At 55.7% G+C, this 13,182-nt stretch carries 9 protein-coding genes; 6 read left to right on the plus strand and 3 right to left on the minus strand.

All coding sequences use genetic code 11. The features are described 5' to 3' along the window. Window positions 1-45 precede the first annotated feature (45 nt). Entirely contained in the window at window positions 46-1,398 is a 1,353-nt protein-coding gene (yegD, locus tag ACWYRJ_RS03470; protein WP_249576341.1) for a molecular chaperone, read from the minus strand. A gap of 130 nt (window positions 1,399-1,528) precedes the next feature. On the opposite strand from yegD, the gene alkA reads away from it, so the two are divergent. After that, on the plus strand, window positions 1,529-2,395 hold the full coding sequence (gene alkA / locus ACWYRJ_RS03475; RefSeq protein WP_455507421.1) for a DNA-3-methyladenine glycosylase 2: 867 nt from the start codon (window positions 1,529-1,531) through the stop codon (window positions 2,393-2,395). Here the strand turns inward: alkA and ACWYRJ_RS03480 are convergent. After that, window positions 2,366-5,695: a diguanylate cyclase gene (locus ACWYRJ_RS03480; protein WP_111965788.1), complete on the minus strand. Its 3,330-nt coding sequence runs from the start codon at window positions 5,693-5,695 to the stop codon at window positions 2,366-2,368. The two genes, alkA and ACWYRJ_RS03480, sit on opposite strands and share 30 nt — an antisense overlap. A gap of 343 nt (window positions 5,696-6,038) precedes the next feature. Between ACWYRJ_RS03480 and udk the strand changes: the two genes are divergently transcribed. The 3 genes from udk (at window position 6,039) to asmA (ending at window position 9,226) form a co-directional block, all read left to right on the plus strand. Then, complete coding sequence (gene udk, locus ACWYRJ_RS03485; RefSeq protein ID WP_008500855.1) at window positions 6,039-6,680, plus strand: uridine kinase; 642 nt, start codon at window positions 6,039-6,041, stop codon at window positions 6,678-6,680. A gap of 91 nt (window positions 6,681-6,771) precedes the next feature. After that, on the plus strand, window positions 6,772-7,353 hold the full coding sequence (dcd, locus tag ACWYRJ_RS03490; RefSeq protein ID WP_111965787.1) for a dCTP deaminase: 582 nt from the start codon (window positions 6,772-6,774) through the stop codon (window positions 7,351-7,353). A 22-nt stretch (window positions 7,354-7,375) separates the two neighbouring features. Continuing rightward, window positions 7,376-9,226, plus strand: a complete 1,851-nt coding sequence (asmA, locus tag ACWYRJ_RS03495; protein ID WP_455507422.1) for an outer membrane assembly protein AsmA — start codon at window positions 7,376-7,378, stop codon at window positions 9,224-9,226. A 90-nt stretch (window positions 9,227-9,316) separates the two neighbouring features. On the opposite strand, the gene ACWYRJ_RS03500 is transcribed toward asmA, so the two are convergent. Continuing rightward, the gene (locus tag ACWYRJ_RS03500) at window positions 9,317-10,900 is read right to left on the minus strand and encodes a TerC family protein (RefSeq protein ID WP_455507423.1); all 1,584 of its coding nucleotides are present in this window, start codon (window positions 10,898-10,900) and stop codon (window positions 9,317-9,319) included. Window positions 10,901-11,592: 692 nt separating this feature from the next. Between ACWYRJ_RS03500 and ACWYRJ_RS03505 the strand changes: the two genes are divergently transcribed. Together ACWYRJ_RS03505 and wzb are read left to right on the plus strand one after the other, a co-directional pair. Next, a complete protein-coding gene (locus ACWYRJ_RS03505) occupies window positions 11,593-12,732 on the plus strand; it encodes a polysaccharide export protein (protein ID WP_014170829.1) in 1,140 nt (379 codons plus the stop codon). Between the two features lie 6 nt (window positions 12,733-12,738). Next, window positions 12,739-13,182, plus strand: coding sequence for a low molecular weight protein-tyrosine-phosphatase Wzb (wzb, locus tag ACWYRJ_RS03510; RefSeq protein ID WP_023312405.1), 444 nt, complete (start codon window positions 12,739-12,741; stop codon window positions 13,180-13,182).

Below are 13,182 nucleotides of genomic sequence, written 5' to 3' on the forward strand. Positions count from 1 at the left end.
AGGGAGAGGGCCGGGGTGAGGGCACCAGGCCGCACCGCAACAACGCTAGCTAAACATTACCTGCGCCCAGCGCGCCAGCCCTGCTGTAACGGAACCAAAATCATCGCCCCCTGCAATCGGAATACCCGGCAGCTGTTCGGCCAGCGCTTTCTTAATCAGCGGTGAACGGGCGCTACCGCCGGTCAGGTAGATGACGTCCGGCTTCTCTTTGCCGTTCTCCAGGGCCAGCTGCACCTGTTCCAGAATGCGCTGCAGCGGCTGGGCAAGCGCCATCTCCAGACCGTCCTGCGAAATGGCGGTGGCCAGTTCGTCGCTGATAAACGGCAGGGAGACCGCATGTTCGGCGCGGTCGGAAAGGGCGATTTTGCTCTCTTCCGCGGTACGCACCACGCGGTAGCTCAGACGCTGGCGCCACACTTTATAGAGGAGGGCGACTTTTTCGGCGTCCTGGGCATCGCGAACCAGATCGTTAAGGAAGCGGCCGTTCGCGGTGCTGTAAAAATCACTTTGCGCAGGCACATCGTTGATAGCAATCGCATTCCACCACGGCAGGATCGGCAGGGCGATGCCTTTTTCCGTCTGACCGCCCATGCCGAGCAGCGGCATCAGGCTTTTGAATGCCAGCGCGATATCGAGATCGTTACCGCCTACGCGGCAGCCGCTGTGCCCGAGCAGGCTGTTTTCACGATCGCGACGGTTATGCCATTCGGGGCCCATCAGCAGCAGCGAGCAGTCCGTCGTGCCCCCGCCGATATCCACGACTAACACGCGCTTCTCTTCCGTCAGCGTGGCTTCAAAGTCCAGCCCCGCGGCAACCGGTTCATACTGGAATACCACATCGCGGAAGCCTGCGCGGTGCGCCGCGCGTTCAAGGATCCCCTGCGCCTGCTGGTTGGCCTCGTCGCCGCCCAGCCCCTGGAAGTTGATCGGGCGGCCAATCACCGCCTGGGTAATCGCATCGGTGACCTGCGTCTGCGCCTGATTGCGAATATGCAGCATCATCGCGCACACCAGGTCTTCAAACAGCGCGACCTGCTGCGGCTTCAGGCCGCTGGCGCCGAGGAAGGATTTTGGCGACTTAACGAAATAGACTTCTTCGGGATCTTCAATGTAGTGCCCGAGCGAAGAGAGGCCGAACTGCACGCTGGACGGCGTAACGTCGATATCTTCCTCACGGTTAAAGCTGACCGCCCGGCGCAGCAGCGCCTGGGTCTCCGCCGCCGTGGCCGGAACCTGATGGTGGCGGAACAGCCATTCACTCACCGCTTCACGCGTCGGCGCGCAGAGCATTGACGGCAGCAGCGTGCTCTCTTTTTCCATTTTCAGGAGCCGTGGCTGCCCATTTTGCATAATCGCAACCGAGCAGTTTGCCGTACCGTAGTCAAATCCAATAAACACGATGAATCCCCATGCCGGTGAGAAGGGGCGAGACTTTAACGAAATGTCCGCATGGCGACAACAGGAATATGAAAGCAAGGCGAAACAGGACCTTTCCGTTTATGCTGTGAAGAACCCAAAAGGAGAGACGATGTACACCCTGAACTGGCTTCCCCCTTACGACTGGCAGTGGATGTTTGGCTTTCTTGGCGCGCGTGCGGTGACGAGCATTGAAACCGTCACAAACGACTACTACGAGCGCAGTTTTGCCTGCGAAGGGCATCAGGGAATATTTCGCGTGACGCCGGATATCGCAGCCCATACGCTGACCGTGACGTTCAGTCCGGGGTTGACTCCGGTTGCGCAGGCATGTCTCGAGCGCATAGAACGCCTGTTCGATCTCTCCTGCAACCCGCAGCACATAGCGGATACGCTGGGCGATCTCGGAGCTGCAAGGCCGGGCTTACGTTTGCCGGGATCGATGGATGCGTACGAGCAGGGCGTCCGGGCGATCCTCGGGCAGCTCGTGAGCGTGGCGATGGCGGCGAAGCTGGCGTCGCGCGTGGTGGCGTTATGCGGCGAACCGGTGGCGGATTGCCCGGGGTATCTCTGCTTCCCCACGCCGCAGGCGCTGGCGGCAGCGGACCCGCTGGCGCTGAAAGCGTTGGGCATGCCCGTAAAACGCGCGGAGTCGCTGATTCATCTGGCGCACTCGGTTATCGACGGAACGTTTCCGCTTTTCCCGCCCGTGAATATAGAAGAGGGGATGAAGGCGCTACAGCAGCGGCCGGGGATAGGGCGCTGGACGGCAAATTATCTGGCCCTGCGCGGCTGGCAGGCGAAAGATGTGTTTCTGCCGGATGATTACCTGATTAAGCAACGCTTCGCCGGAATGACGCCCGCGCAAATTCGTCGTTATGCCGAACGCTGGAAACCGTGGCGCTCCTACGCGCTGCTGCACATCTGGTATACCGACGGCTGGGCACCGTCAGTTGATAGCGAAATAGCTGGTGTTTAGCAGAAGATCTAATGGCTGCGGCTCGGCGATAGTGTCGCCATAGATAAAATCAATGCCGATGCCCGAGAGCGTATCCATCATGATGGGCTGATTACACGGCCCTGCTATGGTCTTCATTCCCAGACGCTGGGCGTGGCCCTGAACAATGGTCACCATCATCTCATCCATCAGATTGCCATAGACGTTGCTGACCACCTCTGCGTCCAGCATCAGATAGTCGGCCATGTTCGGGCTCAGGTGCGTGAAGACGTTCATGTCGCGTCCTATCTGACTGAAGATCACACGGCAGCCCGCCTGGCGAAGCTTTTGCAGACCCCGCTGCAGGTTTTTATCCGGGCTGCACACCACGTCGGCAGAGATAACCAGATGCAGGAGACGGCCCGGCATGGGGCTTTTATCCAGCAGCTCGAGAAGTTCATCGACCAGCGTTACGCTGGCTAAACCGGCCTCAGAAAGCGGCAGTGCCACGCCCATGCCTTTACTGGCCACCTGCGCGGCGGAGGCACGGAAAAATTCACTAAAGATACGTCTGTCGAGGGCGTGCAAAAGCTCAGGCTCCGCCAGGCCCGAACGGAAGGCATGCTCCTCCTGTACTTCACCCTGGCTGGTCCACAGGCGTAACGAAAGCAGCCAGAAATTACTGCTTTCCGGGATGCGCGGGGAGGCGACGCTGCGGGCGATCATCATCAGATGATTGTCTTTAATCATGTGCCACTGTTCATCAAGCGACATCATGCTGCGCGTGTTGTGATCCCGCTCCTGCTGGGGTTCGTAAACCGTCACAGTACCGCGCCCGTTGTTTTTTGAGGCGTAACAGGCAATATCCGCCTGCGACATTACCTCCGACGCCTGATGGTTATTTTCATCAATCAGCGTGATACCTGCGCTGGCGCCGATCCGGTGCAGGCGGCCTTCCCACATAAAGTGATAGTCGTTGATGGCATGAATCAGGCGACCGGCAATATAGCGCGCGCTTTCAATATTGCAGTCCGGCAATAGTAACCCAAACTCATCCCCGCCCAGACGCGCCAGCACGTCGCTGGAGCGGAGCATGGTCAGCATCAGAGAAGAGAGTTCCCGCAGCAGGGCATCGCCCGCCGCATGTCCCGCCGTATCGTTGACGGCTTTGAAGCGATCGAGATCGATAAAGACCAGGGCATGGCGCTGTCGCGTTTCGCGAACGGTCTGCAGGAGTCGTTTGAGATGATTTTCGAAGCTGACCCGGTTTGCCAGATGGGTTAGGGCATCGTGGGAGGCGCTGTAGCTCAGCTGGCGCAGCATTTTGCGCGACTCTGTCACGTCCTGAATCACTATAACCGAGCCAATATTCTGTCCATCCAGCGTGCTGAGCGGCGTAATGCTGTAATGAATATCAAAATTACCACCGGTACGGCAGTTCAGCACCACGTCCTGATCGATATCAGAACGGGACATATCGCCGCTGTGAATATTCTCCATCAGCGGCCCTTTTTCACCAAAGGTGATATGCAACACCTTCAGGATCGGCTGGCCGATAGCTTCGGTCTGCAGCCAGCCGCTCATTTTCTCAGCGACCGGGTTCATAAAGGTGACGTTCATGTTGATATCGGTGCACAGCACCGCTTCACCGATAGAGTCGAGCGTGATGTGTAGCCGCTCTTTTTCCTGGAAAAGCGCCTCGTTAAGCTGCTTAACCTCGGTCATGTCCATGTTGATACCGAGCAGCCGTTCGACTTCGCCCTGCTTATTGAGCACCCGGTTCGCCAGGGAGCGAATATGGCGCACGCCTTCCTTCACGCGGATGCGGAATTCCAGCTTAAACGGCAGACGGGATATCAGCGAGTCCCGCAGCACCTTCTCAGCGTGGGCACGATCTTCCGGCAGCATCGTATCGTGCCAGAGCTGCCAGGTAGGCTTGATGTGCGGCGGGATTTCATACAGCTCAAACATCCGCTTGTCCCAGCTGATGATGTCTGGCTCGAGATCCCACTCCCAGATGCCGATGCCGCCCGCTTCGTTAGCAAGCGTAATGCGCTCCATCAGGCGTTTATTGACCCACTCGGTCTGCTTCAGGTCGTTAATGTCTTCAATCTGGGCGATAAAATAGAGCGGCGAGCCGTCGGCATGGCGCACGACGGAGACGGCAAGCAGCGCCCAGACCACTTCCCCGTCGCGGGTGTAGTAGCGCTTCTCGAGGGTGTAAGTGTTGATGTCGCCGTTGACCAGCTGTTCGAGCTGCTCCAGGTCGGTATTCAGATCTTCCGGCCAGGTGAGCTGCTGGAAGGTCAGCGACTGGAGCTCCGTCTGGCTGTAACCGAGGAAATTGCACAGCGCCTTGTTAGCCTGAAGCCATTTACCTTCGATGCTGACCAGCGCCATACCGATGGCGGAATACTCCATCGCATTGCGGAAACGCTCCTCGCTTTCGGTAATGTGCTTGCGCTCGGCGCGGAAGGCGTACATCACCATGGTCATCACGTTGGCAGGCAGGAGTAGCATCAGAAACGGCAGCCAGGGGGCGTTCAACATCGGCCCGACGTGCTGGGTTGTCAGCGCCACCGGGTTCCGGGCAATCATCAGCGACACAACCATCACGGTGACAAGAAACACCATGAACGCTTCCATTCGCGGCAAGCGCACCGCGCTCCACATAAGCAAAACGATAACGCAGGTGAAAGGCCACGGCAGCCAGGTAATGGCTGCCCAACTGAGGGCCAGCGTCACGGCCAGGGTGGTCAGGGTTTCCAGCAGCAATCGTGGGTCACGGTGGCGCAGCAGATAATGCGGTTTAAACAACAGTCCCAGTGGTACCACCGCCAGCGCGCCAATGGCTTCAGACAACACCCAGACGAAGAAATTACGCGCTGGTTCAGGGCCGGGCGCCAGCAGGGACACCAGGACGCCGCCCACCAGGGGCGGTATCACGGCGCTGCCGATGGCCACCCGGATCCAGTCATTCAGATTCTGCAGCGGGTTGTACCACGGCAGCAATTTGCGCAGCAATAACGCACCGGTAAAGGCTTCAACCACGTTAATTGAGGTGTAGGTGAGGTTTATCGATCCCCACGAAAACAGCATCCATGTGGCCAGAATATTGCCGAACGAACAGGCCAGGGCGATTCCCGGCCACATTTTTCCTGCATGGCGGTAAAACGCCACCATCATAATGGCGGTGGGGAACCAGAGCGGGGCCAGCAGGGTGCCGAACCGGGTGAGCTCCAGCGAAAATAAGGTAAAGATAAAGGTGACCAGGCCCAGACAGACAAGTCGTATTAAAGGATGTGGGGTGGTAACCAAAACCCGCTGGTATTGTTTATTCATTACCGCTTTATCCAGAGACGCCATGCCGTCAGGGAAGATGTCCGAACGCGTGAATTTGATAATTTGGTTTATGCTAGTACAAACAATTTACAATTCATATGGTGACCGCTCAGAATTTGACACCACAGACTTATTAAATAGAAGCGCCGTGAAAAAAAACGGTTAAACGCTGAAAAAACGTTCATTTAAATTTCACTCAGGGAATAAGACGTCACTTTTAGGCCAGTCTCGCAGAACCTGTGCATTCGACTGGTATCACGCCCGCGAAATCCCTATAATTGCCGCGTTTGACGCTCCGGCGTCGTCCTTCCTTAACATCCAGGTTAATCAGGTCGCTAAATTTATGACTGATAAGTCTCATCAGTGCGTCATTATAGGCATCGCCGGCGCATCGGCTTCAGGTAAAAGTCTAATTGCCAGTACGCTTTATCGCGAACTGCGTGAACAAGTAGGTGATGAGCATATCGGCGTCATTCCCGAAGACAGCTATTACAAAGATCAATCCCATCTGTCGATGGAAGAGCGCGTTAAAACGAACTATGACCACCCAAATGCAATGGATCACAGCTTGCTGTTCCAGCATTTAGAAGCGCTTAAGAGCGGCCAGGCGATTGAACTGCCCGTTTACAGTTACGTAGAACACACCCGCACCCAGGAAACCATCCGCATCGAGCCGAAGAAGGTCATTATCCTCGAAGGCATCCTGCTCCTGACCGACGCCCGCCTGCGTGAATCCATGAACTTCTCGATTTTCGTTGATACTCCGCTGGATATCTGCCTGATGCGCCGCATCAAGCGTGACGTTAACGAGCGTGGCCGTTCGATGGACTCCGTCATGGCGCAATACCAGAAAACGGTTCGCCCGATGTTCCTGCAGTTTATTGAGCCATCCAAACAATACGCCGATATCATTGTGCCGCGCGGGGGTAAAAACCGCATTGCTATAGATATCTTAAAAGCGAAAATCAGCCAGTTTTTTGAATAAGCCGCGTGAATTGTGTACCGTTCAGAGATAACCTGGTTTTACCCTGAGCGCTTACCGCCTCAGGGTACGATGCATGAAAGGAGAAAGTGCCATGCGTCTTTGTGATCGCGATATAGAAGCCTGGCTGGATGAAGGCCGTTTGTCTATTACCCCACGTCCACCCATTGAGCGTATCAATGGTGTGACCGTTGATGTACGGTTGGGGAATAAATTCCGCACCTTTAGCGGCCATACCGCACCGTTCATTGACCTCAGCGGGCCGAAGGACGAAGTCAGCGCTGCGCTCGATCGTGTGATGAGTGACGAAATCGTTATCGACGAGGGCGAAGCTTTTTATCTGCATCCGGGTGAACTGGCCCTGGCGGTGACGTTTGAATCTGTAACCCTGCCTGCGGACCTGGTCGGCTGGCTTGATGGCCGTTCTTCGCTGGCGAGACTGGGGCTGATGGTTCACGTGACCGCGCACCGTATCGATCCCGGCTGGTCGGGGCGTATCGTTCTGGAATTCTTCAATGCCGGTAAATTGCCGCTGGCGCTGCGTCCGGGAATGATGATCGGCGCGTTAAGTTTTGAACCGCTGTCAGGCCCGGCAGATCGTCCTTATAACCGTCGGCAGGACGCAAAATATCGCGACCAGCAGGGCGCGGTTGCCAGCCGCATTGATAAAGACTGATCGTTAGCCCATTGAGGATGCCATGAGAAGAGTTCTGACAACGCTGATGATTTTGCTGGTGGTGCTGGTGGCTGGCCTTTCGGCGTTGGTTCTGCTGGTTAACCCCAACGATTTCCGCACTTACATGGTGCGGCAGGTCGAGGCACGCAGTGGTTATCAACTGAATCTTGACGGGCCGCTGCGCTGGCACGTCTGGCCGCAGCTCAGCATTCTCTCTGGCCGCATGTCGCTCACCGCGCCGGGAGCGTCCCAGCCGCTGGTGTCCGCAGACAACATGCGCCTTGATGTGGCGCTGATCCCGCTCATTTCCCATCAGCTGCAGGTTAAGCAGGTGATGCTGAAAGGCGCGGTGATTCAGCTCACCCCACAAACCGAAGCCGTGCGTGATGCAAATGCGCCGGTCGCGCCGCGCGAGAATACCCTTCCTGATGAGCCGTCCGATACTGGCTGGTCTTTTGATATCGGCAAGCTGAAAGTTGCCGATAGCGTGTTAGTTTTCCAGCATGAACACCAGGAGCAGGTGACCGTTCGCGACATTAACCTACAGATGGAACAGGATGCTCACCACCTTGCGACGGTAGAGTTTAGCGGACGCGTGAATCGCGATCAGCGTGATTTGACCCTGTCGCTGAATGCGAATGTGAATGCGTCAGACTACCCGCATCAGCTCACGGCTGATATCCAGCAGCTTAACTGGCAGCTGACGGGCGCCGATCTTCCCGCCCAGGGGATCGCCGGTCAGGGAACGCTGCAGGCCGTATGGCGCGAAGAACAAAAACAGCTGGAGCTGGATAATCTCAACCTGCAGGCTAATGACAGTAGCCTGAAGGGGCAGGCGAGCGTCACGCTCGAAGAGAAGCCGAAGTGGGTGCTGAATCTGCAGTTTGACAGGCTCAACCTTGAAAACCTGTTGCCGCCTCTGCCAGCCAGCGCCACGGACAGCGATGCCACGCAGACGGGGCAAAGCCAGGCACCGGTATCACGTCCGGTTATCTCGTCTAATCTCGATCAGCCCGACTATAACGCCCTGCGTGGATTCACGGCGGATATTCTGTTGAAAGCCAATAGCCTGCGCTGGCGAGGCATGGACTTTACCGACGTGAGCAGCCAGATGTTTAACCATAACGGTTTGCTGGTGATCTCCGAACTGAGCGGTAAGATGGGCGCAGGAAACCTCTCGCTGCCCGGTACGCTGGATGTCCGTAAAGACGTTGCCAGCGCCGAATTCCAGCCGCGTCTCGACAATGTTGAGATAGGCACCATCCTGAAGGCGTTTAACTACCCGATATCCCTGACGGGGCAGTTGACGCTCGCGGGTGACTTCTCAGGTTCGCAAATTGATGCCGATGCTTTCCGCCGCGAGTGGCAGGGGCAGGCGCATCTCGATCTGAAAGATTCCCGTATGGAAGGGCTTAACTTCCAGCAGCTGGTGCAGCAGGCGGTTGAGCGCAGCAGCGATGTAAAAGCCCAGGATAACTACGACAGCGCCACGCGCCTCGAGAGCTTCACCGCGGACCTTACGCTGGACAACGGACAGCTTACTCTCGACGGAATGCAGGGCGCCTCTTCACTCTTATCAGTGACCGGTGAAGGCAAACTGGATCTGGTGAAAGAGACGGCGGATACGCGCTTTAACGTTCGGGTACTTTCCGGCTGGCAGGGTGAAAGCAAGCTCATCGACTTCCTGAAAGAGACGCCGGTCCCGCTGACCGTATACGGCAAATGGCAGTCACTGAATTACAGCCTGCAGGTGGATCAGATCCTGCGCAAGCATCTGCAGGATGAAGCGAAACGTCGGCTTAGCGGCTGGGCGGATCGTAATAAAGATTCACAGGACGGCAAGGATGTGAAAAAGCTGCTGGATAAGCTGTGATGTCCGTTGTGCCGGGTGGCGGCTTCGCCTTACCCGGCCTACAAAAACCGAACATCGTAGGCCGGGTAAGCGAAGCGCCACCCGGCTTTTTTATACCTCAAAATCCAGTTCTTCTTCATCCCGCAGCGGAATGAGTTGAACCTTCTGCACGCGATGGTTTTCAATCTGCAGTGTTTTGAGCAGATAGTCTCCCACCTGAATCTCTTCTCCCGGCTGCGGGATACGCTGCAAGTACTCCATCAGCAGGCCGGCAATGGTGTGATATTCCCGTTTTTCATCCAGCGGCAGTGGGACATATTGCACCAGGTCTTCCAGCGGCATGTGGCCGTTAGCCGTCCAGGAGCCGTCTGCGTTTTTCTGAATGTCGTGGCGCGCGTCAATCTCATCCACCTCGTTAGGCAGATTACCGGCGATGGTTTCCATCACGTCGCTGAGCGTGACCAGCCCTTCCACTGAACCAAACTCATCTACTACAAAGGCAAAGTGCGTGCGCGCGTTACGGAATTGCTCCAGGGCGGAAAGCAGCGGTAGCCCTTCCGGGAATACCAGCGGCTGGCGAACCAGGACGCGAAGATTGAGCGGCTCACCGTGAAGCTGCTGCTGGAGCAGGTCAATAACGTGCACCACGCCCAGCAGCTCATCTTCTTCTTCACCGCCGGTCACCACCACGCGGGTGTGCTGGTTTTTATCCAGCAGGGCGCGAACGTGCGCTTCCGGGGCCGTCAGGTCGATATGTTCAATGTCATGTCGCGATGTCATGATGCTGCTAACCGTCCGCTGATTGAGATTGAGCACCCGCTCAATCATCAGCCGTTCCTGCGGGTTAAAGATCTGCCCGTCGCTGTGATCGGCCAGCATGGCGGAGGATTCGGCGTCAAGCTCGGCATCCTCTTTCTTACCGCTTAACAGGCGCATAACCGTGTCGGCCGTGCGCTGACGCAGGGTCTGATTCGCGGAAAGGAAGCGGCGGCGGTTAAATATCGCCAGCTGGTTAAGCGCTTCAATCATGACGGAGAATCCGATGGCGGCATACAGGTAGCCTTTCGGAATATGGAAGCCAAAGCCGTCGGCCACCAGGCTAAAGCCAATCATCAGCAGGAAGCTCAGACAGAGGATCACGATGGTCGGGTGACTGTTCACGAAGCGGGTCAGCGCCTTGCTGGCCATTACCATCAGCGTGATGGCAATAATGACTGCGGCCATCATCACCGCAAGGTGGTCCACCATCCCGACGGCGGTGATCACCGAGTCAAGGGAGAAGACCGCATCCAGCACCACGATTTGCGCCACCACCGGCCAGAATTTCGCCCCGCGGCGCTGGGTCGGGTTCTCGCTGTCTTTGCCCTCCAGCCTCTCGTTGAGCTCCACGGTGGCTTTAAACAGCAGGAACAACCCGCCGAAGAGCATGATCAAGTCGCGGGCGCTAAAGCTCAGACCGTGAATGGAGAATAGAGGCTGAGTGAGCGTCACCAGCCAGGAGATAGAGGCCAGCAGCAGTAGCCGCATCACCATAGCCAGCAGCAGACCCGTTACGCGCGCGCGGTCGCGCTGGGAAGGAGGCAGTTTTTCAGCGAGGATGGCGATAAAGACCAGATTATCAATCCCGAGCACCAGCTCGATGACGACCAGCGTAACCAGCCCGGCCCAGATTGAGGGATCGGCAATCCATTCCATAGTAATAGCAATACCTTCTGTAATATGACAAATGTCACACTTCGATCATGGATAAAGCTGGGGGAAATTGCAATGCCGGGCTGAGATTTCTCTTAATACGACGGGTACAAAAGAGAGCATTCTCAATAATCTGTAAATAAGCGAAATACGTATATTTAATTACAGGGAAAGCATTTTAGGATATATCGCAGGCGATGATTTTTACTTTCATTTTGTCAATATAAAGAAAATCCTAAAAGGTCAAAAATTTGCTCTTAATATTAATCTTAAAAACCGATATTAGGACAGTTGTCTCCTTGCCTGCTATTAGGTTAGCTGCAACAATTCTCCCAGCATCAAATGTTAAATCTCGGTGTTGCTATTAATGTTCGGTCTTCAGGGATGGTTATTCATTATTCGTCGGGTTTCTCAAGCGACTGATATATTTCCAGAAGACCTTGCTCAAGAGGGTGTCTATCCATAACACATTGTTTAGTCAGTGGATTGGTAACTGAAAGCCAAGGGCGGTAGCGTGCCTGAAAGCGTGTGAATCAGCCTCGATTATTCTGTCAAGAGCCAATGGATGAATAAGCTTTTTTTAGGACTGATGCCAGTTATATTTCTATTTGATTAACTGCATGCTGAAACCCAATACGACTCGAGCTTATTTAAATTGCACAGGATAATTACTCTGCCAAAGTGATAAATAATCAATGATGAAATCCAAAATGAAATTGATGCCATTATTGGTGTCTGTGACCTTGATGAGTGGTTGCACGGTCTTTCCCGGCAGCAATATGTCAACAATGGGTAAGGATGTGATCAAGCAACAGGATGCCGATTTTGATCTCGACAAAATGGTGAATGTTTATCCACTTACGCCTCGTCTGGTCGAACAATTACGTCCACGTCCGAATGTTGCCCAGCCGAATATGTCGCTGGACCAGGAAATTGCGTCCTACCAGTATCGCGTGGGGCCGGGTGACGTGATCAACGTGACCGTCTGGGACCACCCTGAACTGACCACGCCTGCGGGCCAGTACCGCAGCTCAAGCGACACCGGTAACTGGGTGCAGTCAGATGGCACCATGTTCTATCCCTACATTGGTAAAGTCCATGTTGCGGGGAAAACGCTTGCCGAGATCCGTAGTGATATTACCGGCCGCTTAGCGCAGTACATCGCCGATCCGCAGGTGGACGTTAATATCGCCGCATTCCGCTCGCAAAAAGCCTATATCTCCGGCCAGGTGAACAAATCCGGCCAGCAGGCCATCACCAACGTTCCTCTGACCGTACTGGATGCCATCAACGCCGCGGGCGGGTTAACCGACGGTGCCGACTGGCGCAACGTCGTGCTCACCCACAACGGGAAAGAGCAGCGCATTTCGCTGCAGGCGCTGATGCAAAACGGCGATCTGACCCAGAACCGCCTGCTTTATCCGGGCGACATTCTCTACGTGCCGCGCAATGACGATCTGAAAGTCTTCGTGATGGGTGAAGTGAAGAAACAGAGCACCCTCAAGATGGACTTCAGCGGTATGACGCTGACCGAAGCGCTGGGCAATGCTGAGGGTATCGATCTGACGACCTCTAACGCGACCGGTATCTTCGTGATCCGTCCGCTGAAAGGTGAGGGCAGCGCGAAAGGCAAGATTGCCAACATCTACCAGCTGGATATGTCCGATGCGACTTCTCTGGTGATGGCGACGGAGTTCCGTCTCCAGCCATACGATGTGGTGTATGTCACCACCGCGCCGGTTGCCCGCTGGAACCGTCTGATCAACCAGTTGCTGCCAACCATCAGTGGCGTTCGCTACATGACGGATACGGCGCGCGACATTCATACCTGGTAATCCGCGATGTTTAACAAAATTCTGGTGGTATGCGTGGGGAACATTTGCCGTTCCCCTACGGCTGAACGGTTGTTGAAACACTACCAGCCCGAACTAACCGTTGATTCGGCAGGGCTGGGTGCACTGGTCGGTAAAGGTGCCGATGAGCGCGCAACGAGCGTAGCGCGGGATCATCACCTCTCTCTTGACGGTCACGTGGCCCGCCAGGTCACTGGCCGCATGTGCCGGGAGTATGACCTGATCCTGACGATGGAAAAACGCCATATTCATGCGCTGTGCGATATCGCTCCGGAGATGCGCGGCAAGGTGATGCTGTTTGGTCACTGGGACAATGAACGTGAAATCCCCGATCCGTATCGCAAAAGCCATGAGGCCTTTGAGGCGGTTTACACCTTACTTGACCAGTCTGCCCAACAGTGGGCGCAGGCACTGAAAGTTCAGCAGGGATAA

It is taken from the genome of Enterobacter sp., assembly GCF_977039595.1.